Below are 21,289 nucleotides of genomic sequence, written 5' to 3' on the forward strand. Positions count from 1 at the left end.
GGTGGCCTTTGGGCTATCTAAGTAAGGTTGCCGATGCAATCCTAGATTATTTACACGGCACCGATGCATCGAGCAATGAGGGCAGCTTCAGGTATCCGCGGTTCTGGTACATCAGGTGCTGAACTGGCTCTCCCGTGATGACTTCAAGGATCTCTGCCGCAATCAACCGCGAACCTCCGACGCTAATCGAGGAGTGAATCTGTGCGCGCATGGACACCGGGGCCTTGTGGAAGTGCGGCTCGCCGGTTGGCAGGTAGGACCAACCCTGATCGGGCGTGAAGCGAGGAGCGCCTGGGCGGGCGAAATTGTCGGCAAGCTCCGAATGGTCCTCGCCCAGCATGTGAATCATGAATGAGCTTGCGGAAAGCACCGCACCTGCGGCTCCGGATTCTTTGGTGAGTGAAAAAGAAACCGCTACGGGCTCGATGGACAACGATGCCAGGCTGGAGATTGTTAGACCGTAGGGAATGCCAGCAACCGATGCGGTGATCAAGGCTACGCCCGCGGGGTGGGCGCGAAACGCATCGCGGAAATCAGCCGACAAGTTCTGCATAGGTGAGTAGTCCTTCGCTTGCTGAATCTTTGCGATCCATGGTTCCTATTCGAAAAGTTTCTGTGTGGCTAGACACTAACTACCCTTAGCGTAGAACCTCAAGTAAGCTTGAGGTCAAACTGCTGGTCAGTGATGATGGGCACAGGGGAGTGAACATGATCGAAAATGCAGTACCCGGACAGCAGCTTCTCGGGATTGGCCACGTGAGCGAACGCACCGGCGTGGCAAAATCAGCGCTGCACTACTATGAAGAAATCGGATTGATCTGTTCGACTAGAACCTCCGGTAATCAGCGGCGCTACCCACGCCATATGCTTCGACGCATTTCGCTGATTACGGTCGGCAGCAAGCTCGGCATTCCGTTGGCGGACATCCGTCACGCTCTTGACCCGGTGCCAATGGATAAAATTCCTTCCGAAAAGGACTGGCAACGCGCATCCAACGAATGGAAGCGGGTCCTCGAACGCCGCAGGCGCGCAATCGAAGAACTAGAAGACAGGCTCATGGGCTGCATCGGCTGCGGGTGCCTTTCGATGCAAGCATGCTTGCTGCTGAATCCAGAGGACGCGCTGGCCCAAGAAGGATCCGGTGCCCGAAGGCTGGAAACCGGCGAAGCCGAAAAAGATATCTAGTCAATAAGTTCCAGAGTTGGGCCGAGCTCAACAACATCGCGACGACTTCGGTCCGTTCCGGCCCGGATTGTGGGGTGTCTGACTTCCCTCGCCAAGGAGCGGGCAACTTAAAACCTGTCCAGTGTTGCGTGCTGCCCCATAGAATACCGTTTGGGATTCGAGCGTGAGCCGGAGCCTATTCGTCTTCCGCTAAAAATTCTGGGAGTCTCACCATGCCCTCTTGAGCTACGGTTGCGACCAGTTCGCCGGCAGCATTGAAGACCTGCCCGGTGCCGAGTCCCCGAGCCGAAGAAGCGCTCGGTGATCGCAGGACATAGAGCAGCCACTCGTCGGCTCGGAATTCGCGATGCCACCACATGGCATGATCCAGGCTGGCGATGCTCAGGCCACGATGAATCCAACTGACGCCATGGCCTCGGAGCACCGGTTCAAGCAGCATGTAGTCGCTGGCGTAGGCCAGAGCGGCGCGGTGCAACATCGGATCATCGGGCATCGGGGCGGTGGTGCGCATCCATACCGCTGCCATGGGCTCGTGCTGGTCATAGCCTGGAAGATAAACCGGTTCGGTGATGTGGCGCATGTCGAACGGCCTCTCGTAGGCCCATTCGCGAGCAACCGGGTGGTCGAACTTCCCGATGATTTCCGCCGTTGTGCGCAATGTTTCCGGGGCCGGCACTTCAAATGGCACCGGATCGTGATGATCCAGGCCGGATGCAGGTTCCTGGAAAGAAGCAATCATGGACAGGATGGGCACGCCGTTTTGATAGGCATGTACTCGTCTCGCCGAGAATGAGCGGCCGTCGCGCAGCCGCTGGACACCGAAGGTGATGTTCTGCGATGCATCACCTGGACGTAGGAAGTAGCCATGCATTGAATGAATTGCCCGTCCCGCGGGAACGGTGCGCGATCCAGCCACCACGGATTGGGCCAAGACCTGGCCACCGAAGACTCGGGTTCGAGACTGCTTGGGCGTATGACCGATGAAGATATCTTCATCCGTACGCGCCCGGTCTTCTCCGTCTAGATCCAAGAGATCTAGCAGGATCTGAGTAGTGCCTAGTTCCTCTGTCACGATAATGACTCCTTGACGTGCTTTCGATGACTTTGAAAACTCTATCGTGAGAAGTGTCAAGAATCTCGCGACAGCACCGCAGGACAGTGCCGGCATATGACGAAAATGCTTGCGTGCACCGGATGATTAGGATCAAGTCATGAGACGATTGCACTATGGTCAGTGACGCACTTGTTTTTGAAGATTCCAATTCAGTCAGCGATTTAGCCAACCTGCTGAGCAGGGCAAAGGCAATCGAAGATGACGGAGCCTTGCTGACCGCACGAGGCACTGCCCTTGCGGTGTATGTTCCGGTGCTAGTCCCGGCAGAGCTAGGCCAGGGCGATTACACCATTCTTGGTATGCGTGTGCATCGGTTGGCCGTGGAGGGCGCGGTAAATGCATGCTATTCCTTCTCCGCAATTCAGGATCGCCTGGCGCGAATGGGCGAAGCATCCACCGAATTCGTGTTACCGCCAGTGGAAGAGAATCCCAGGTGGGCGGCTATTACCGTGCCAATGGCTGGATGGGAAGATGCTGGGAGCGTTCCTGATGACGTGCTATCCGCAGCCACGCAGACAGGTATCGACGCGGTGGCCCAAGCCTTGCCTGCCAATCCGGGGAAACCTGTCGTAGCGCAAATCCGCCAGCGGATTTGGTCTTCCGAGTTGGAGAACACCGAGCCTCGTCTGCCGCTTGGCGCCGCCTTCGCGATGCATGCCTTGGGATTCCTGACCCCGGGCGGCGAAAGCCGTGTACTGCGTCAGGGGAACTGGATTCGAGTCAGCAACGGACTGGGACATGTGCTGCTGCGCCGTTCGGCCCTGCTTGCTTAAAAAGTGAAATCCGCGCCGGCAGCACCGGCGCGGATTGCCACTAGGGAATCTAACTTGATGCGTTGAGCAAGGAATGCGCCGCGCGATCAAAATATTCTCGCAGCGTCTCGGCATGGAGCATTGGTAGCTCCAGCTGATCGATAGCCTTGTTCATATGCCCGAGCCAGACATCTCGATTATGCGGGTTGACGAGGTAAGGCATGTGGCGCATGCGTAGGCGTGGATGCCCGCGGTGCTCCGAGTAGGATGTCGGGCCGCCCCAGTACTGCTCGAGGAACAGCTGTAAACGAATTTGCGCCGGGTAGAGATCCTTCTCCGGATACATTTCCCGGAACTGCGCATCTTCTGCAACGGAGGCATAGAAGTTTTTGCTCAGCTGCGCAAAAACTTCGCGGCCGCCTACCTCCTCGTAGAAGGTTCCGGCGTAGTCGGACGGATCCACCGGTGCCTGAGCCAATTGCAGGAATTCTTCACTTGACGGACCGGTAACCACCGGATTGGTCATGGGATCCCGTTTCACGGTGTGGGGCAGTGGGTTCAAATCGCTCATGGGTACTTTCCTGAAATTATGCGGCAACTGGTTCATGGAGAACCGGAAAATTCACGGATCTAGCGATGAAACATACCTTATTGGCTTGCTGGTGGAGGGAATCCGCGAGTTCTCGTTGGGACTCATCGGCTAACTGAACCTGCGGGCGGAGAATCACTTCGGTAAATTCGCCACTGTTATCTCGGTTCAACTTCAAGCTACCGGAAGCCTGATCCTGATAGCTGGTGACAACTACTCCGTGGGTCACGGCTACATGGAGATAGGAGAGCATATGGCATTGGCTCAAGGCCGCCAATAAGAGCTGTTCGGGGTTCCAGCGATCGGGACTGCCATGAAAAGTCGGATCGGCCGTGCCCGCGATGTCGGGTAGCCCGTCCGCGCGGATGAGGTGCTCACGGCCGTAGTCACGATAGCTGGTGGTGCCAGCTCCGCGATTACCCGTCCACTCTATCTCTACCTGATAGCTGTGCTGCGAGAGGTCCATGCTGCTATTCTCCCACCCTTTAAAATGCTTGTGGTGTGCGGTGTGGCACAATGACTGGTTTCCGTACCTACTAGGTACCATAACCCCATCGAGCCATGCCGCACACCACTGGGGCACACTAAAAGTTAAGCTCCGGTGTCCGTGGCCCGCGCGGCCAGCGCCCGAACCACATCTGCTTTGCATTCAACCAGCAGCCGGCGCATGGCCGGATGCTTTTCACCTAGCGTCGACAAGAACACATCGGTGCGTTCGATGGTCTGCGGAGAGACCATCGAGGTGGGGTAGAAGCCGAGCACGATCTGCTTCGCCATTTCATGGGAAAAATTCTCCCACGCATTGACCAGCAGATTAAAGTAATCCTCGGTGTAGCTTTCGAGCAGCGAGTTGTCATGGGCAATATTGAATCCGGATATCACCGCTCCTTGCTGATCATTGGATAGTGTCGCCGAAGTGGCTGCGGCAAAGGCCTCGGCCTTCGCCTCGGCTGTTGGACTAGCTGCCCGGGCAGTGAACCAGTTTGCCTTGCCCTTGGCGGTGTCGTCGCTTGCGAGCATCGCGTCGAGAGCTTCCCCGTCCAGGCGAGACCCTGCAGACAACGCGATCGCCAGGGACCAGCGCAGATCGGTGTCGAGGGTAAGACCCTGCAACAGCACCGTGCCGTTGAGCAAGCCGGCCACCTGGTCGAGCTGGGCCGCGGTGCGTGAACGATGCGCAAACGCCTTGGCGAACTGAAGCTGGGCATCGGAACCGGCTTCGGCCCGCTGCGCCAATTCCCACAGGCGATCGGCGGCTTGCACCGAAATTTCCTTGGCTTTGTCGCCAGCTACGTAGTAATCCATCGCAGTATTCAACTGGCGCAACAGCACCATGATTACCGAGGAATCAATTTCGTGCCCGATATTGTTGAGCAGCAGTTGCACGTAGGCGCTGGCCGGGGTCTCAGCATCGCGCACGGCATCCCAAGCTGCGCTCCACACCAAGGTGCGTGGCAGCGACTCGGTGAAGTCCTTCAGGTGCTCAATTGCGGTAGCCAGCGAGAGCTCGTCCAGACGGATCTTGGTGTAGGTCAGGTCATCGTCGTTAAGCAAGACCAGATCGGGGCGCTGCATTCCTACAAGCGCTGGAACCTCGGTGGCCGGGCCAGCAACATCGAGCTCCTCACGGTGTACGCGCACGACCTTGCCCTGCTCATCTAGGGTGTAGAAACCCACCGCCAGCCGGTGCTTGCGCAATGTTGGGAACTGCTCGATGGCCGACTGGTTAATGGTGAAGCCGGTGATGCGTCCGGACTCATCGGTGGAGATGTCCGCCTTCAAAGTATTCACGCCGGCGGTCTCCAGCCAGGATGTGCCCCAATCGTTCAAATTACGCCCGCTAGCCGACTCAAGCTCGGTCAGCAGGTCAGGTAGCTCGGTGTTGGACCATGCATGTTTTTTGAAATACTCGCGTACACCGGCCATGAACTCTTCTTGGCCAACGAAGGCCACCAGCTGGCGTAGCACCGAAGCGCCCTTGGCGTAGGTGATGCCGTCGAAGTTGACTTCCACATCTTCCAAATCGTTGATCTCGGCAACGATCGGATGGGTGCTCGGAAGCTGGTCCTGGCGGTAGGCCCAGTTCTTTTCCATGATGTTGAAGGTGGTCCAAGAGCTGGTGAACTCGGTATTCTGTGCCGCGGCAAGGGTCGACATGAACTCCGCGAAGGATTCATTGAGCCAGAGGTCATTCCACCACTTCATGGTGACCAAGTCGCCGAACCACATATGGGCCAGTTCGTGCAGGATGGTGATCGCTCGGCGTTCCACCATGGCGTGGGTCGGACGGGAGCGGAAGATGTATTCTTCGAGGAAGGTCACGGCTCCAGCGTTCTCCATGGCCCCCGCATTGAATTCCGGTACGAACAGCTGATCGTACTTTTCAAACGGGTATGCCACTCCGAAGTTCTTTTCATAGAACTCGAATCCCTGACGAGTGATGGTGACGATATCTTCGGTATCCAAATACTGCATCATCGAGGCGCGGGCAAAGACTCCAAGCTCAATGGTGCGGCCATCGGCCGAGACCAGCGAGTCCCGTGCAACCTCGTAGGGTCCAGCGATTAGCGCGGTGATGTAGCAAGAGATGCGTTGAGTGGCAGGGAAATCCCAACGTGAGTCCTGGCCATCGACCACTGGCTGGGGAGTTGGCGCGTTTGAAACTACGTTCCACTTCGTCGGGGCCTTCACCGAAAACTGGAAGGAAGCCTTAAGATCCGGCTGTTCGAATACGGCGAACATGCGGCGGCAGTCGGCGACCTCAAACTGGGAGTAGAGGTATACCTCCTGGTCGACTGGGTCTACGAATCGGTGCAGTCCCTCGCCGGTATTCATATAGCGCGCATCGGCGTCGATCACCAGCACGTTCTGTGCCGCGAGTTCTGGAAGCTGGATCCGTACCCCGTCGGCGACGACCGTTGGGTCCAGCTCGGTGCCGTTGAGGTTCACCGAGCGGACGGTGTCGGTGATCGCGTCGATGAAGCTGCTTGCTCCCGGGGTCGCGGTGAAACGGACGGTGGTGCGGGACGTGAATACGCGGTCGCCCTGGGTTAGATCCAGACTCACCTCGTAGCTGTCGACATTGATCAGGTTCGCGCGTTCGTTTGCTTCGGCGCGCGTGAGGTTCATTCCGGGCATTGGGCTCTCCGTCTTGAGGCGATGAAGTGACATCGCCGCAGTTTCTGAAACGAATATTGAATAACTTCCTCCATTGTGTCACTGGCAACGGGGGAGCACGCAAGTCCTTGACCGCAAAATTTTTATGACTGGCAAAATAGTGCGTGCTCACATGAGGTGTCACAGACACTGCGAAACATCGCAGAGTTAGATTCTATGTCCGGTGGGTCGCTAAGCTTGAGGGAGCATTAAACCGGCTTTCCTCCCAACGAATGAGGCAATAAAACATGCGCGTGCATATCGCCACTGACCACGCAGGTCTGGAACTGAGCGACTTCTTGGTCAAGCACCTCACGGACCGAGGGTACGAAATGGTCAATCACGGGCCGAAAGCCTATGACCCCGAAGATGATTACCCAGCTTTCTGCATTAACGCGGCTCAAGCTGTCGTCGCGGATCAGCGCGCGGGCTTAGACGCCTTGGGTATCGTCCTCGGTGGGTCGGGCAATGGGGAACAGATCGCTGCGAACAAGGTCGAAGGCGTGCGCGCAGCGCTAGCGTGGAACCTTGATACCGCGAAGCTTGCTCGCGAGCACAATGATGCAAATGTCATCGCGGTTGGCGGACGCCAGCACTCGGTGGTGGAAGCCGCTGAATTAATCGAAGCATTCCTGGCTGAACCTTTTAGCGACGCCGAACGTCATGTGCGCCGCATCGGTAAGATCGCCTCGTATGAAACAACCGGCGAGGTTATCGACTAACAGTGCCTGAAGGACATTCCCTGCATCGCCTGTCCCGCCAATTCGACGATGTCTTTGGTGGGCAGGCGGTCCAGGTTACTTCGCCCCAAGGGCGCTTTGCTTCAGATGCCGCTCGCATTGACGGCCACGAGCTAGAGCACGCCTTCGCCAAAGGGAAGCAACTGTTTTGCCGCTTCTCAAACGACCTATATCTGCGGGTGCATTTAGGCCTCTATGGGGCTTTCGATTTTGGCGGCGACAGCCTATTCGCTGGTGCTTCGTCCATCGGTGCTCCACGACGCATGGGCGAGCGTGAAGCCCGCATGCAGGAGACTGCGTCATACTCCGGACCGCCTGTTCCAATCGGCGCGGTCCGTGCTCGCATCGTGTCCAAGCACGGCTGGGCAGATCTGCGTGGACCCACCGCATGCGAAGTTTTGGACATCGATCAGGTGCAACGGCAGCTAGCCAAGCTTGGACCAGATCCTCTGGCGGGGGCATCGGCCCGTTTTCAAGCTTCCAAGGGGCAGGTGGAACCAGGTGGAGACCAGCGATACTTGGATGCAGGGCTCAGGGAATTTCGAGTGAATCTCGCGCGCACCAGCACTCCCATCGGCGTAGCGTTGATGAATCAGAACGTGATCAGCGGTGTTGGGAATATTTATCGCGCCGAGGCGCTATTCCGCAATCGTGTTTCCCCAACCCTTCCGGCCAACCAACTTTCCGGGCGAACCGCCAACAAATTGTGGTGGGATCTTGTCGCCATCATGGAGGACGGGGTCCGCGATGGAAAGATCATTACTACTCGTGAAGAAGATCGCGAACCTGAAGGCGTGCTCTGGCCGGACAGCGCCTACTACGTTTATCAGCGTCAGGGGATGGGCTGTCGCAAGTGCGCGGGGAGCATACGGCTCGAAGAAGTAGCTGGTCGGAAACTGTACTGGTGTCCGCGGTGCCAGAAGTTGCCGCGCAGCAAGGACGTTTCACGCTAAGCATCTGGATGCTTGGGTGCGGATTAACTCAGGAGATTCTGGCCCCTCGGCGTGTTTATCACCTTGCCGGGCTCCACGTGGTGCTATAGAGGATGTGTCCAAGTCGGAACCCAAATCAGCCGATTTGCATGGACCTAGATTTATGGTCTAGACTAAATTCTGTTCGCGGCGATGAAGTCACGAAATGTGGGGATGTAGCTTAGTGGTAAAGCCTTAGTCTTCCAAACTAATGATGCGGGTTCGATTCCCGTCATCCCCTCCAAATAAAAAGGTCCCGCTGATGCGGGGCCTTTTTTGCGTCGATGCTCGAGTGATGCCTACACCACGCAGAATTCATTTCCTTCGGGATCTGCAAGAACCACATGATCCAGTTCACCATTAATGCAGTGCCGCGCCAGTTCACTAGCCCCCAGGCCCATAAGCAGCCCAACCTTCTCTTCGATCCGTTGCCGGCGCAAGTGTGCGGGCTGATTCCGCCCCAAGCCAACTTTCAGATCTAGATGAATCCGGTTCTTTGCGATCTTCCCTTCCGGGACCTTTAGCATCGAAATTTGCGGACCTTCGCCTGTAGGGTCGCAAATCGCGGCCCCGTCATCCCATTCGTCCTCTGGAACATCGCAAGCGATAAGCCAGTCGGTCCAAGAGGTGAACTCCGATGGCGGGGGAGCGTCCGCATAATCAAGCGCCGCTTTCCAGAATTTTGCTTGCTCCACCGGTGAGTTGCAGTCAAAGGTCAGTGCCCAAGTAGTTGCCATACGGCGATCGTAGTCCCGATCGCTTGACTGCGCGGAGTCTATGGATGGTCCCGTCCCGTCCCGTGCGGTGCGGTGCGGTTCGGCGGCTTCAGCCATCGTGGAACTTGCTGGATGATTTGAGTGCAAAAGCGATGAAAAACGTTCAAATTTCCTGTTACTCACCTCACCTTTTTCGCTGATTTACGCTAAAAAGAGACGTCAAGGCGGTAAATTCCGCGTAAATTCGCTGAAGTTGTTGATAATTGCCAGCAGGATGCCGATTTTGCATTTAGCGCGAACCCGTGTAAATTTATTTCTTGTGATCACGCAGGGATAACAAAAACCCAGCAGCGATTCACAAGATGTTGACTCAGGTGAAAAGGGATTTTCACTAGGAGTTCAACGGGGTATAGCTCAGCTTGGCTAGAGCGCGCGCTTTGGGAGCGTGAGGTCGCAGGTTCGAATCCTGTTACCCCGACTCATGAAATAAAAAAACTTCGGTTTATATCTCATGAAATCGAGAACTAAATATAATTTAGCTCTGGTGATCACCGGAAACTGTGAAAGGTTAGCGGTATGCATCACAAACGATTAGTGGATAAAGGATAACTCAGGTTAGACTAATCACTGCTAATCGGGGTGTAGCTCAGCTTGGCTAGAGCGCGCGCTTTGGGAGCGTGAGGTCGCAGGTTCGAATCCTGTCACCCCGACTCTGTCGAATAACCCCGCAACGCCACCATGTTGCGGGGTTTTTTGCAGATCAGACCTAATTCTTAGACACTCAGGAGTACAACGCTGTGAAGAGCGCCGTCGAAAACGTCAACCCGACTCGGGTGAAACTGAACGTTGAGGTTCCTTATGAGGAACTGAAGCCCCGCGTCGATGAGGCGTACAAGACCATCGCTCAGCAGATTCAGGTTCCAGGCTTCCGCAAGGGCAAGGTTCCAACTCGCATGATCGATCAGCGCGTTGGTCGCGGTTACGTCATTGAAACCGCTGTGAACGAGGGGCTGAACGACTTCTATCAGAAGGCCATGGTCGAGCACGAGCTGACCCCGCTGTCCCGCCCAGAGGTTGACATCACCGAGCTGCCTTCCATCGAGAAGGAAGGCGAAGGCCAGCTGGTCTTCAGCTTCGAAGTTGATATCCGCCCGAAGGTTGAACTGCCTGACTACAAGGGCATCGAGGTCTCCGTCGAGGCAAAGGAAGTTGCCGACGAAGATATCGAGAAGGCCCTAGACGACCTGCGCGGTCGCTTCGGCACCCTGAAGGATGTTGAAGCACCAGCAGCTGCAGATTCCTTCGTCACCCTCGACCTGACCGCTTCGGTTGAGGGCGAAGAGGTTGACGCTGCACAGGGTCTGTCCTACCAGGTGGGCTCGGGCAATATGCTTGAAGGCATGGACGAGGCTGTTACCGGCCTGTCCGCTGGCGAAGACGCAACCTTCGAGACCACCCTTGCCGGTGGCGAGCACGCAGGAAAGACCGCAACCGTCAACGTTGTCGTCTCCGCCGTGAAGTCGCGCGAACTGCCAGAAGCGAATGACGACTTCGCTCAGCTTGCTTCCGAATACGACACCATCGCTGAATTGCGCGACTCGCTGTCCAAGGATGCTGCTGAGGGCAAGATTGTTGAGCAGGGTGTTGAGGCGCGCGAACTCGTCTTGGACAAGTTGGTCGAACTGATCGAGGTCCCTGTGCCTGCATCGGTGATCGAAGAGCAGATCGAGCAGCACTTCAACGCACCTGACGCTGAAGCTGACCACGACACCGAGGAGCACCGCGCAGAGGTTCGCGGGAACACCGAGCGTGCTTTCAAGAACGAAATCATCCTTGACGCCGTCGCAGACGCCGAGGAAGTTGGCGTTGAGCAGTCCGAGCTGATCGACTACATCGTGCAGACCGCAGGTCAGTATGGCATGGAGCCGAACCAGTTCGCGCAGATGCTGGACGGCGCCGGCCAGGTCCCAATGCTGATGGGCGAGGTTCGCCGTCGCAAGGCACTTGCCAAGGTGCTGGAATTCGCAACCGTCACCGACTCGAACGGTGCCGCTGTGGATCTCACTTCCTTCGTGAAGCCAGCTGGCGAAGAAGAAGCTGTAGCGGTCGAGGAGACCACCGAGGCCAAGTAGTCCCCGGCATATAGATGGCCGCCTGCCAGCTTGGAAACAAGCTGGCAGGCGGCCATTTTTTGTTCGCTCTCGGTGTACTCATGCGCCGTGAGCGAAAACGGGGCATGAAACGCCCCAAGGCCGGGTTGAAGTCAGTAATCTCAAAGTAACCAGTTGCAGCTTTGAGATTCGAAATAGAGTTTCAAAATCTGATCTACACGTTTGGAAGAGGTAGAGAACATGTCAAATGATTCGCGCACTCCCACCATGGCCACCGTTGACCCGGCCGGCCGTGAGGATTACATCTACAACCGCCTGCTCAAGGAGCGCATCATCTGGCTGGGCTCCGAGGTCCGCGACGACAATGCGAACGCTATTTGCTCGCAGCTGCTGTTGCTTTCGGCGGAAGATCCTGAGAAGGACATCTACCTTTACATCAACTCTCCAGGTGGCTCCATCACCGCGGGCATGGCTATCTACGACACCATGCAGTACATTCCCAACGATGTCGTCACCGTTGCAACCGGCCTGGCTGCTTCGATGGGCCAGTTCCTGTTGTCCTCGGGCACTCCGGGCAAACGCTACGCTACGCCGAACGCCCGCATCCTGATGCACCAGCCTTCCGGCGGCATCGGTGGTACCGCCTCGGATATTAAGATCCAGGCCGAGCTGATCATGCACATGAAGAAGGTCATGAGCGACCTGACTGCCGAGCAGACCGGTCAGAGCGTTGAGCAGATCCTTATCGATAACCAGCGCGATAAGTGGTTCACCGCTGAAGAGGGCCTGAAGTACGGCTTCTACGATCAGATCGCCATGCATGCCGGCACAGTCACCGGTGGTGGCGGCGTCGATACCGCCAAGTAGTCGGTCTTACTCATCCGCCTGAATCCCAAAGATTTGTCCTAGGAGAAAACCATGAACTTCAATCCGGAAGCCATCAGCGGCCAGACGCCGTCGGCCCGCTACATCCTGCCGCAGTTCGAAGAGCGCACCCCATACGGGTTCAAGCGTCAGGATCCATACGCCAAGCTGTTCGAAGATCGCATTATCTTCCTCGGCGCCCAGGTCGACGACGCGTCGGCCGATGACGTGATGGCACAGCTGCTGGTGCTCGAATCCATGGATCCGGAGCGCGATGTCACCTTGTACATCAACTCACCGGGTGGCTCGTTCACCGCGATGACCGCGATCTATGACACGATCCAGTTCATTCGCCCAGAAGTGCAGACCGTTTGCCTCGGCCAAGCAGCCTCAGCAGCAGCTGTGTTGCTGGCCGCCGGCACCCCGGGCAAGCGTCTGGCGCTGCCAAACGCCCGCGTGCTGATCCACCAGCCATCGATGGGCGGGGGCGAACGCGGTACCGCAACGGACCTGCAGATCCAGGCCGAAGAGGTAATGCGCATGCGCGCGTGGTTGGAAGAGACCATTGCCGGGCATTCGGGCCAGTCCGTGGAGAAGGTTCGCGACGATGTGGAGCGCGATCTATTCATGACCGCTGCCGACGCCAAGGAATATGGCATCGTTGACGAAGTGCTTACCCCACGCAAGGTAAACCGCGCTCAGCTCGGTAACTAGGCCTTACGCGGAATAATCATTGAATATTGGCGGTTTACCTTGTAGGTGCGTTCTCCACAAGAGGAGGACACCACGCAGGTAGACCGCCATATTCAGCTAATTTTGGGGTTATCTGACCTAGAATTGGGATAGTCCACGGCAACTCAAGCAAACAGGAGATCGGTGCGATGGGACGAATGGGCGAAGGCTCGGATCTGTTGAAGTGTTCTTTCTGCGGAAAGAGCCAAAAGCAGGTTAAGAAGCTAATTGCAGGCCACGGAGTCTACATCTGTACCGAATGCATCGAACTGTGCAATGAAATCATTGCAGAGGAGTTTGCTGAAGAACAGGTCTCCGAAGATTTCTCGCTGCCAAAACCGCTTGAGATCTTCAATTCCCTAGAGGAGTACGTGATCGGCCAGGAGAACGCGAAGCGTGCTCTGTCCGTAGCCGTGTACAACCACTACAAACGAATTCATGGCACCCAGGAGCAAGGTCCGGTCGCTGCCATAAACAGTGACAACCCACTGGACGATGTTGAGGTTTCAAAATCCAACATCATGTTGATAGGTCCCACCGGTTGCGGTAAGACCTATCTGGCGCAGTCGCTGGCCAAAAAACTCAACGTCCCGTTCGCCGTTGCAGACGCGACCAGCTTGACCGAGGCAGGTTACGTTGGTGAAGACGTTGAAAACATTCTGCTCAAGCTAATCCAAGCCGCAGACTTCGATGTGAAGAAGGCCGAGACAGGCATTATCTACATCGACGAAATCGATAAGATCTCGCGCAAGAGCGAGAATCCGTCGATTACCCGCGATGTCTCGGGTGAAGGCGTCCAGCAGGCATTGCTGAAAATTCTCGAAGGTACCGTTGCCGCAGTCCCGCCACAGGGGGGACGCAAGCATCCGCATCAAGACTTCTTGCAGTTGGACACGACAAACATCTTGTTCATCGTAGCTGGCGCTTTTGCGGGGCTCGAAGAGATTATTTCTTCACGCGCGGGACGTAAGGGAATCGGCTTCGGCGCGCCCTTGACCGCGCTGAAATCTGAAACCCCGTCGTATTCCGATGTTCGTCCTGAAGATCTGCTGAAATTCGGTTTGATACCCGAATTCGTCGGACGACTGCCAGTGATCACCACGGTCGAACACCTTGATCGCGAATCCCTGGTTCGGGTCCTGACTGAGCCGAAGAACGCTTTGGTCAAGCAATACCAAAAAATGTTCCGCATGGATGGTGTGGAGCTGAGCTTCGAACCGCAGGCATTGGATGCGGTCGCGGAGCTGGCCATCGAACGTGAAACTGGTGCTCGCGGGCTTCGGGCCATTTTGGAAGAGAGCCTTGGCGGGATCATGTTTGAACTGCCAAGCCTCGAAGAAATTGCGGAAGTGGTTGTCACCCGTGGCACGGTAATGAACCGTGAAGCACCGCTACTTCTTTCACACGATGTCGCTGCCAAGCGAAACAAGAAGTCCGCGTAGTTTAAAATCCCGTTGAGTTATCGGTAGAAAGTTGAGGGTTCATGCCCAAGCGCACTCAAGTTGATTTCTGGTTTGACCCGATTTGCCCCTTTGCATGGGCCACTAGCCGCTGGATCAAGGAAGTTGAAAAGGTCCGCGACATCGACGTGAGCTGGAATGTCATGAGCTTGTCGGTGCTCAACGAAGGGCGGGAACTTCCGGAAGACTACCGCGCGTCCATGGATATCTCTTGGGGTCCGGTCCGAGTCGTGATCAAGGCGGCCCAAGACCATGGTGATGAAGTGATCGACAAGCTCTATACGGCCATGGGCGAACTTTTCCATCACGAAAAGGTTTCAGATCGCGATGAGGTGATCGCCCGAGCTCTTGCGAAGGTAGGTTTGCCTGCCGAACTCGCAACTGCGGCGAATACCGATGAAAATGATGCTGCACTTCGTGCAAGCCACGAGGTAGGCATTTCCAAGGTTGGCCAAGATGTAGGAACACCAATCATCGCCGTGGATGGTGTCGCGTTCTTTGGGCCGGTTATCACCCGGATCCCAACCGGAGAAGACGCCGGCAAGATGTTTGACGCTGCAGCGCAACTTGCTTCGTTCCCCTACTTCTTCGAGATGAAGCGCAGTCGGACCGAAAGCCCAATCTTCGAATAGTCCGGGATTGCTTAAAAGAGCAAAGGGTCCAGCCAAGAAGTTCTTGGCTGGGCCCTTTGCGCTTGGCATGGGGCAAACGATACTTTCGGCTCCCGATCAACAATGAGCAGTTAGTTCGCGACGCATCATAAGTAACCTCTTGGATCTCTGGGGAGCGCTCTCACTGACTAGTCGTGAGTTAATGCTTGCATCCTTGCTAATTGTTCCGAAAAAATTTATATGAATTTTCTATGCAGGTAATGTGAAGTGCCTCACGGTTCTTTCACAAATTATTCCAGCTCCTACACGGAGTGGCTGGTTCCGTCGACCGGCGTGTGAGATCGGAGCTTCTCGGAGATTACTGGGCAGTAGCGAATGCAACCCGAAAGCAAAGGGTGCACGCGGGTTTTCGGTGCCATGAAAGTTTCCGGCAGAAGTTATTAGTAGGAAAAAATCCGTTTCAGACTTTTTGACGGTTGCGACAATGAACTCTCAAATATCTTGTTGGAAACCCCTAGGTAATGCCTGAAAGATGTGTTTGACTAACTCCCACAGGTGCTTCGGCACATGCTTTCGATGGCGGCCCCCATCCGCCAGATAGGGAGAAATCGTGCAAGATAGATACGAAGATCGTGGTCCAAAGAAGGGCAAAAACAAGGGCAGAGCATTCGCCGCGCTTTTGCTGGCCGGCGGACTCATCGGTGGAAGTGCATCGATGGCTATGGCTGCCCCCACAGCCCCCACGGACAAGATCGAGTCGACAAGCATTACCTTGTCGCAGGCGGAAAATGCAATGAGTTATTGGACTTCTGAGCGCATGGAAAACGCCAAGTCCGCTGACAGCCTCGCCCACGGTAAATCAACTTCAAACGCCCCGCTGAAGGCGGGAAAATCAAAGAAGATTGCCGGCCAGGAAGCGATGAAGCGCAACGAGAACGCCAACAAGCCGAAAAGAGGATCTGCGGTCACTCCGGTGTCCCACATTGGTAAGGTGTTCTTCACCCTCGGCGGATCTGACTATGTTTGCTCGGGCAACTCGGTTGTCTCGGCCAACGAATCGACCGTGTCCACAGCCGGACACTGTGCCAATGAAGGACCGGGCGCGTTCGCAACTCGATGGGTGTTTGTTCCCGCCTATGAAAATGGCAACGCACCCTATGGATCCTTTGCGGCTACCGAACTGGTCACCCCAACGCAGTGGAGCAACGGCGGCGACATTAGCTACGACACCGCCTTCGCGGTGGTCACCGACAACAGCGGGGTAAGCCTCGCAGATCAGGTTGGAGCTTCGGGTGTCGCGTTCAACCAGGCGCGCGGATTGAACTACACAGCTTTCGGATACCCTGCCGCGACTCCGTTCAACGGTGAAACTTTGCAGTCCTGCAGCGGAACTGCCACAGCTGATCCCTACGGACAGTCGCAGTCTCAGGGTATTCCCTGCGACATGACGGGCGGTTCCTCCGGCGGCCCATGGTTCCTCGGCGGTTCCGATGGATACCAGAACTCCGTCAACAGCTTCGGCTACAGTGGAGTGCGCAACACGATGTTCGGCCCCTACTGGGGATCGGTCGTTGAGCAGGCATATAACGCAGCTCAGAACTAGCAAGACGTGATTTGGGCGGAATGTCAGCGACGACATTCCGCCCAAACCCGTTTAGGAGCAGGGGATGCAAGCAGAGGATGACGCTGCTGGCGAATGCGCCAGCGGAAAGAGCAGTAGGCAAAAGTTGGATCAAACGGTCAGCGAACAGCTTTCATATTTTAACGATACGCGGAAGCAGGATGCTAAGCCGATGCAGGTAGTAATACCAAGCCCAACCGGGCAAAGCAAGGATGAGGACGGCGGCTGACCCTGCCGCTGGGCATTCTGGTTAACGCATACTGCTCTCGAACCGACAGGTTCGAGAGCAGTATGCTAGGTATCGCTCGCAACGCGGCTATTTGGCTAGCTCACGAACGTGAAATTGAATGGATACCTGTAAGAACGACCTGCCTGATATTCGTTTGGAGCATTAACTGCGGCCACGATGGCCACCACGAAGCAGATGAGGCCGCCGAGCAGACCGATGACCCAACCGACCACGGGCAGGAGCGCCAATAAAGCGATGATCGCGCGGATGATGCTGAAGTTCAGGGTATCTCGATGGAAGTCTCGCACTATCGGGTTGGTGCGTTCCTTATCGATGATGAAGAAGATCAGCGCTGGAATAATTCCGAAGAATGCAGATAGCCAGCCGTTGAGCTGGATCCGTTGGAGGTTCTCATCCGGGCTTTGCCCCTGGTAGCTCTGTTGCGGGTCATTCACCCGCCCCGGATATGGTCCAGCCGGTTCTGAACTGGAAGGGGGCGTCGTTGATTCGCCAGACGAGGGAGTCGAGCGATTGCCCTCGCGGAGCGGATCGGAGTCATTTGGGTCTTCCGGTGTGGTAGTCATACGAGCCTCTCTAGAGAGTAGCTTGAATATGTAGTATGAGCGTACCCCTCGACTCTAAGCCATGAATAAATAATATCAAGGCGTCGAGAACCAACAATTGACTTCGGCATCGTCTTCGAAGACCGATTCAAGGAACGGTTGAGAAATGAGGAAGGCCGTCGAGAGATTCTCGACGGCCTTCCTCACAGACTGTTTTCGAAGACTAGGCTTCTTCTGCGGGTGCCAATTCCACGTTCACTACGCTCAGCTCGCCTTCGGCCTCAACCAAAGTCAGTTCGCGTGCGTTGCCAGCCGACTTGAGGTCGGCGAAGCCGGCTCGCAGCTGTTCAACCTGAGCCGCTGGTGCATGGATCTCACCGGAAAGGACCTCGGTGCGCTGCTTGACCTTCGCGTCCGACTTGGCCTTACGGATGCCAGAAAGTGCCATGCCGACGGTTGGGAGAACCGTTGCGTCGGCACCTTCGGTAGCGGCAGCCAGGTGAGTGGAACTAGGCCACTGCGACAGGTGCACGGAACCGGTGCGCCACCAGCCCCAAACCTCCTCGGTAGCGAACGGCAGGAATGGTGCGAACAAACGCAGCACCGAATCCAAGGTCGTAGCAAGAGTCGCCAGCACGCTAGCCTGCTCCGCTGCACCATGACCGCCGTAGGCGCGGTCCTTGACCAATTCGACGTAATCGTCGGTGAATGACCAGAAGAAGGACTCGGTGATGTCCAGGGCGCGGGCATAGTCGTAGTTCTCGAAGGCACGCTGTGCGTCCTGGATGACCGTGGACAGACGCAGAAGCAGCGAGCGGTCCAGGCCGTTGGCCACCACCGATGCGTCGTCGGTGAGCACATTGGTCTCGGTGGCGCCCAGGTTCAAGACGAACTTCGAGGCGTTGAGAATCTTGATCGCTAGGCGGCGACCGATCTTCATCTGGTTGATCTCGTAGGCGGTGTCCGCGCCCAGCTTGGCGCTGGCTGCCCAGTAGCGCACGGCGTCAGAACCGAACTTCTCCAGAACCTCGTTCGGAACCACAACGTTGCCCTTGGACTTGGACATCTTCTTGCGATCCGGATCCAGGATCCATCCGGAGATGGCCGCATGCTTCCATGGGACATCATTGTGCAGCGCATCTGCGCGCACGGCGGTGGAGAACAGCCAGGTGCGGATGATGTCGTGGCCCTGCGGGCGCAGATCGAAGGGATAGACCTTGGAGAAGAACTGGTCGTCGCGTCCCCAGCGGCCCGCGATCTGTGGAGTCAGCGAGCTGGTAGCCCAGGTATCGAGCACATCTGCGTCACCGATGAAGCCGCCGGCCACGCCGCGCTGATCCTCGGTGAATCCTGCCGGAGCGTCGGCAGCCGGGTCAACCGGAAGCTGCGCTATCTCGGGCAAGATCGGAGCATCGAAATCCGGTTCGCCATGTTCGTCGACCTTGTACCAAACAGGTACCGGCACGCCGAAGAAGCGCTGGCGGGAAACCAGCCAGTCGCCATTTAGTCCCGAGACCCAGTTCTCGTAGCGCGAGCGCATGAACGAAGGATGGAAATCGATCTGCTCGCCGCGCGCGATCATCTGGGTGCGGCGCTCTTCGTCGCGCCCGCCATTGCGGATGTACCACTGACGCGAGGTGACGATCTCCAGTGGCTTGTCGCCCTTTTCAAAGAAGTTCACCGGACGGGAGACCTTCTTCGGCTCGCCATCGAGCAGATCCGCCTCGGTGAGCATCTTGACGACGCTTTCCTTGGCGGAGAATACGGTCTTGGCCGCGATCTCTGCGTAGGCGGCCTGGCCGGCTTCGGTGCTGATCCACTCCGGGGTGTCGGCCAGGATTCGGCCGTCTCGGCCGATGATGGCACGGGTTGGAAGCTGCAGTTCGCGCCACCAGGTGACGTCGGTCAGGTCGCCGAAGGTGCAGACCATGGCGATACCCGAACCCTTGTCTGGCTGGGCCAGCGGGTGCGGGTAGACGGTCACCGGTACGCCGAAGATTGGCGAGGTGACGGTCTTGCCGAAGAGGTGCTTGTAACGCTCGTCTTCGGGGTGGGCCACAAGACCTGCGCAGGCCGCGAGCAGCTCCGGGCGGGTGGTCTCGATGAAAACCTGCTCGCCGCCTTCGGCATTGAATGCGTAGCGGTAGTAGGCACCGGGCATTTCGCGGTCTTCGAGTTCCGCCTGGGCCACCGCGGTGCGGAAAGTAACATCCCACAGGGTAGGCGCCTCTGCCATGTAGGCATCGCCCTCCGCCAGGTTTTCCAGGAAGGCGCGCTGCGATACGGCGCGGGAATTGTCATCGATGGTGCGGTAGGTCATGCGCCAGTCCACGGACAGGCCCAAGGTGCTGAACAGGTGCTCGAAGACCTTCTCGTCTTCGACCGCCAATTCTTCGCAGAGTTCAATGAAGTTCTTGCGGCTCACCACATCCCAGTCGCGCTGGTTCTTCGCCGGGGACTCCGGCGGGCGGTAGCCCTCGATGTACGGCTTGGTCGGATCGCAGCGAACGCCATAGTAGTTCTGCACGCGACGCTCGGTGGGCAGGCCGTTGTCATCCCAGCCCAACGGGTAGAACACGTTCTTGCCGCTCATGCGCTGGAAGCGAGCCAACACGTCGGTCTGCGTGTAGGAGAACATGTGTCCTACGTGCAGGGAACCCGAAGCGGTCGGTGGGGGAGTGTCGATGGAGTAAACGGCCTCGCGGGTCGTGTCCTCGTTGAAGTGATAGGTGCCCTCGGTGCGCCACCGGGACGAAAGACGTTCCTCCAAGCCTTCCAAAGCGGGCTTGTCAGGAACGGAAACCGTTGCGGGCGTGTCTGTGCCCAAGTTGTCTTCTGCCATGGTTCCATTCTTCCATGCTTTGCCGGGGAGCCGGGCATTGTGATCCATGGTCTCCGCCACGCAGGAGTCTCAAAAAATCTAAATCTTTGAAGTGGGTCGAAATTCAACCTAGGCAGCGTGTGGAACGTATTCTAAGTAAAAGACTCTAAGCCAATTCATTCATAATCGCTATAGTGGTGCATGCCAAATAAATCTTTGATTTGTAACCGGAATCAAGTACGCAACTGTTGGTATAATAGTGACAAAGGGTTCGGGAATTTACAGCTACGGTATCGGGAATATTTTCTCAGTTTCGACCTGAGCGACCTAAAATTTTAAGGAAGGTATGGATCTTTGAGTTCCAGTGCACCCAATCGAGATGATAAAGGCAACCGGGTAGCGCAGGCAATCGAGACCAACGAACGTTATCGCGGCAGAGCGCGATCTATTGCTACGATTACGGCTGCTAGCACAGTGGCCCTGGCGGCTGGGCTGGTCATTGCGCCGGATACGAATATAAGCCTTATTTCAAGAATATTGGGTCTCTTCGCGATACTCGCGATGATATGTTCGACATGCTTCTTAATTGGAGCGAGTGCAACTCGGACATCACAAAATGGGCCGAAAATTAGGAATAAGTTTCTTAGAAGGCTAATGATTTGGCATCACATTGTGGAAAAGCCTGATGATGGTACTTCAATCGATCTTAAAACGGCGGCGCGCAGTTTAGGGAAGAGGATATCCTCATTGACGGATGTGGGCATGATTCTTTCTTTACTTTCCGTCTTTATCTTGATTATTTCTCTGATCACCATATCTTTTTCTAGCGTCAATAGTGAATTTATCCATGTGAAAATCATGGGAGATTTAGAAATTGAAGGTTGTTCGAAGATCCGAAGCTCAGTTCTTGCGACAGTTGAGTCATCAGCCTTAGACAAGTACACCGAGCGAATTGCCGCGAGGATTGATCCGGAGCAATGCGATGGCAAGGATTTATACTTTTACCCGGACATGAAATCAATTTCGATTGAATTGGCGCTAGACAATTGATAAT

Annotated in this window: 19 protein-coding genes and 3 tRNA genes; 14 read left to right on the forward strand and 8 right to left on the reverse strand. The window is 56.3% G+C overall.

The window, feature by feature from the left end; translation table 11 throughout:
• Window positions 1–46: 46 nt before the first annotated feature.
• The gene (locus tag CQ019_RS03705; protein ID WP_258133839.1) at window positions 47–553 is read right to left on the reverse strand and encodes a flavin reductase family protein; all 507 of its coding nucleotides are present in this window, start codon (window positions 551–553) and stop codon (window positions 47–49) included.
• A 155-nt stretch (window positions 554–708) separates the two neighbouring features.
• Between CQ019_RS03705 and soxR the strand changes: the two genes are divergently transcribed.
• Window positions 709–1,185 carry a redox-sensitive transcriptional activator SoxR gene (gene soxR / locus CQ019_RS03710; protein ID WP_105552284.1) on the forward strand — a complete coding sequence of 159 codons (477 nt, stop codon included), beginning with the start codon at window positions 709–711 and terminating at the stop codon, window positions 1,183–1,185.
• Window positions 1,186–1,360: 175 nt separating this feature from the next.
• Here the strand turns inward: soxR and CQ019_RS03715 are convergent, their stop codons facing one another.
• The gene (locus tag CQ019_RS03715; RefSeq protein ID WP_258133461.1) at window positions 1,361–2,257 is read right to left on the reverse strand and encodes an acyl-CoA thioesterase II; all 897 of its coding nucleotides are present in this window, start codon (window positions 2,255–2,257) and stop codon (window positions 1,361–1,363) included.
• A 155-nt stretch (window positions 2,258–2,412) separates the two neighbouring features.
• Between CQ019_RS03715 and CQ019_RS03720 the strand changes: the two genes are divergently transcribed.
• Window positions 2,413–3,072 carry a hypothetical protein gene (locus CQ019_RS03720; protein WP_105552282.1) on the forward strand — a complete coding sequence of 220 codons (660 nt, stop codon included), beginning with the start codon at window positions 2,413–2,415 and terminating at the stop codon, window positions 3,070–3,072.
• 49 nt (window positions 3,073–3,121) lie between these two features.
• Here the strand turns inward: CQ019_RS03720 and CQ019_RS03725 are convergent, their stop codons facing one another.
• The 3 genes from CQ019_RS03725 to pepN form a co-directional block, all read right to left on the reverse strand.
• Window positions 3,122–3,622, reverse strand: coding sequence for a globin (locus tag CQ019_RS03725; RefSeq protein WP_105568943.1), 501 nt, complete (start codon window positions 3,620–3,622; stop codon window positions 3,122–3,124).
• A gap of 16 nt (window positions 3,623–3,638) precedes the next feature.
• Window positions 3,639–4,106, reverse strand: a complete 468-nt coding sequence (locus tag CQ019_RS03730; protein WP_105568944.1) for an OsmC family protein — start codon at window positions 4,104–4,106, stop codon at window positions 3,639–3,641.
• A 125-nt stretch (window positions 4,107–4,231) separates the two neighbouring features.
• Window positions 4,232–6,778 carry an aminopeptidase N gene (gene pepN / locus CQ019_RS03735; RefSeq protein ID WP_105568945.1) on the reverse strand — a complete coding sequence of 849 codons (2,547 nt, stop codon included), beginning with the start codon at window positions 6,776–6,778 and terminating at the stop codon, window positions 4,232–4,234.
• Between the two features lie 266 nt (window positions 6,779–7,044).
• Here pepN and CQ019_RS03740 point away from each other — a divergent pair, with 266 nt between their 5' ends.
• The 3 genes from CQ019_RS03740 to CQ019_RS03750 all read left to right on the forward strand — a co-directional run bounded on the left by CQ019_RS03740 (window position 7,045) and on the right by CQ019_RS03750 (window position 8,751).
• Window positions 7,045–7,518 (forward strand): ribose-5-phosphate isomerase, encoded by a 474-nt coding sequence (locus CQ019_RS03740; protein ID WP_105568946.1) that lies wholly within the window; start codon window positions 7,045–7,047, stop codon window positions 7,516–7,518.
• A gap of 2 nt (window positions 7,519–7,520) precedes the next feature.
• Window positions 7,521–8,489 (forward strand): Fpg/Nei family DNA glycosylase, encoded by a 969-nt coding sequence (locus CQ019_RS03745; protein ID WP_105568947.1) that lies wholly within the window; start codon window positions 7,521–7,523, stop codon window positions 8,487–8,489.
• Window positions 8,490–8,677: 188 nt separating this feature from the next.
• Window positions 8,678–8,751: transfer RNA gene (locus CQ019_RS03750), tRNA-Gly, on the forward strand.
• Between the two features lie 55 nt (window positions 8,752–8,806).
• Here the strand turns inward: CQ019_RS03750 and CQ019_RS03755 are convergent.
• Window positions 8,807–9,244, reverse strand: coding sequence for a VOC family protein (locus CQ019_RS03755; RefSeq protein ID WP_105568948.1), 438 nt, complete (start codon window positions 9,242–9,244; stop codon window positions 8,807–8,809).
• Window positions 9,245–9,626: 382 nt separating this feature from the next.
• On the opposite strand from CQ019_RS03755, the gene CQ019_RS03760 reads away from it, so the two are divergent.
• The 8 genes from CQ019_RS03760 (at window position 9,627) to CQ019_RS03795 (ending at window position 16,604) form a co-directional block, all read left to right on the forward strand.
• Window positions 9,627–9,701 (forward strand) — tRNA-Pro (locus CQ019_RS03760).
• Window positions 9,702–9,858: 157 nt separating this feature from the next.
• Window positions 9,859–9,933, forward strand: a tRNA-Pro gene (locus CQ019_RS03765).
• Between the two features lie 87 nt (window positions 9,934–10,020).
• Window positions 10,021–11,355, forward strand: coding sequence for a trigger factor (tig, locus tag CQ019_RS03770; protein WP_105568949.1), 1,335 nt, complete (start codon window positions 10,021–10,023; stop codon window positions 11,353–11,355).
• 246 nt (window positions 11,356–11,601) lie between these two features.
• Window positions 11,602–12,201 carry an ATP-dependent Clp protease proteolytic subunit gene (locus CQ019_RS03775; RefSeq protein WP_096285303.1) on the forward strand — a complete coding sequence of 200 codons (600 nt, stop codon included), beginning with the start codon at window positions 11,602–11,604 and terminating at the stop codon, window positions 12,199–12,201.
• Window positions 12,202–12,252: 51 nt separating this feature from the next.
• A complete protein-coding gene (locus CQ019_RS03780) occupies window positions 12,253–12,912 on the forward strand; it encodes an ATP-dependent Clp protease proteolytic subunit (protein WP_096285072.1) in 660 nt (219 codons plus the stop codon).
• Window positions 12,913–13,079: 167 nt separating this feature from the next.
• On the forward strand, window positions 13,080–14,372 hold the full coding sequence (gene clpX, locus CQ019_RS03785; RefSeq protein WP_105552274.1) for an ATP-dependent Clp protease ATP-binding subunit ClpX: 1,293 nt from the start codon (window positions 13,080–13,082) through the stop codon (window positions 14,370–14,372).
• A 41-nt stretch (window positions 14,373–14,413) separates the two neighbouring features.
• Entirely contained in the window at window positions 14,414–15,022 is a 609-nt protein-coding gene (locus CQ019_RS03790) for a DsbA family protein (RefSeq protein WP_105552273.1), read from the forward strand.
• A gap of 589 nt (window positions 15,023–15,611) precedes the next feature.
• The gene (locus tag CQ019_RS03795; protein ID WP_105552272.1) at window positions 15,612–16,604 is read left to right on the forward strand and encodes a serine protease; all 993 of its coding nucleotides are present in this window, start codon (window positions 15,612–15,614) and stop codon (window positions 16,602–16,604) included.
• A 342-nt stretch (window positions 16,605–16,946) separates the two neighbouring features.
• Here the strand turns inward: CQ019_RS03795 and CQ019_RS03805 are convergent, their stop codons facing one another.
• Together CQ019_RS03805 and valS are read right to left on the reverse strand one after the other, a co-directional pair.
• On the reverse strand, window positions 16,947–17,435 hold the full coding sequence (locus CQ019_RS03805; RefSeq protein ID WP_105552270.1) for a DUF4870 domain-containing protein: 489 nt from the start codon (window positions 17,433–17,435) through the stop codon (window positions 16,947–16,949).
• Window positions 17,436–17,637: 202 nt separating this feature from the next.
• Window positions 17,638–20,256, reverse strand: a complete 2,619-nt coding sequence (valS, locus tag CQ019_RS03810) for a valine--tRNA ligase (RefSeq protein ID WP_105569261.1) — start codon at window positions 20,254–20,256, stop codon at window positions 17,638–17,640.
• 333 nt (window positions 20,257–20,589) lie between these two features.
• Here valS and CQ019_RS18180 point away from each other — a divergent pair, with 333 nt between their 5' ends.
• On the forward strand, window positions 20,590–21,285 hold the full coding sequence (locus CQ019_RS18180; RefSeq protein WP_146113305.1) for a hypothetical protein: 696 nt from the start codon (window positions 20,590–20,592) through the stop codon (window positions 21,283–21,285).
• Window positions 21,286–21,289: the final 4 nt, after the last annotated feature.

The sequence above is a fragment of the Arthrobacter sp. MYb229 genome (assembly GCF_002975405.1).
Taxonomy (GTDB): Bacteria; Actinomycetota; Actinomycetes; order Actinomycetales; family Micrococcaceae; genus Glutamicibacter.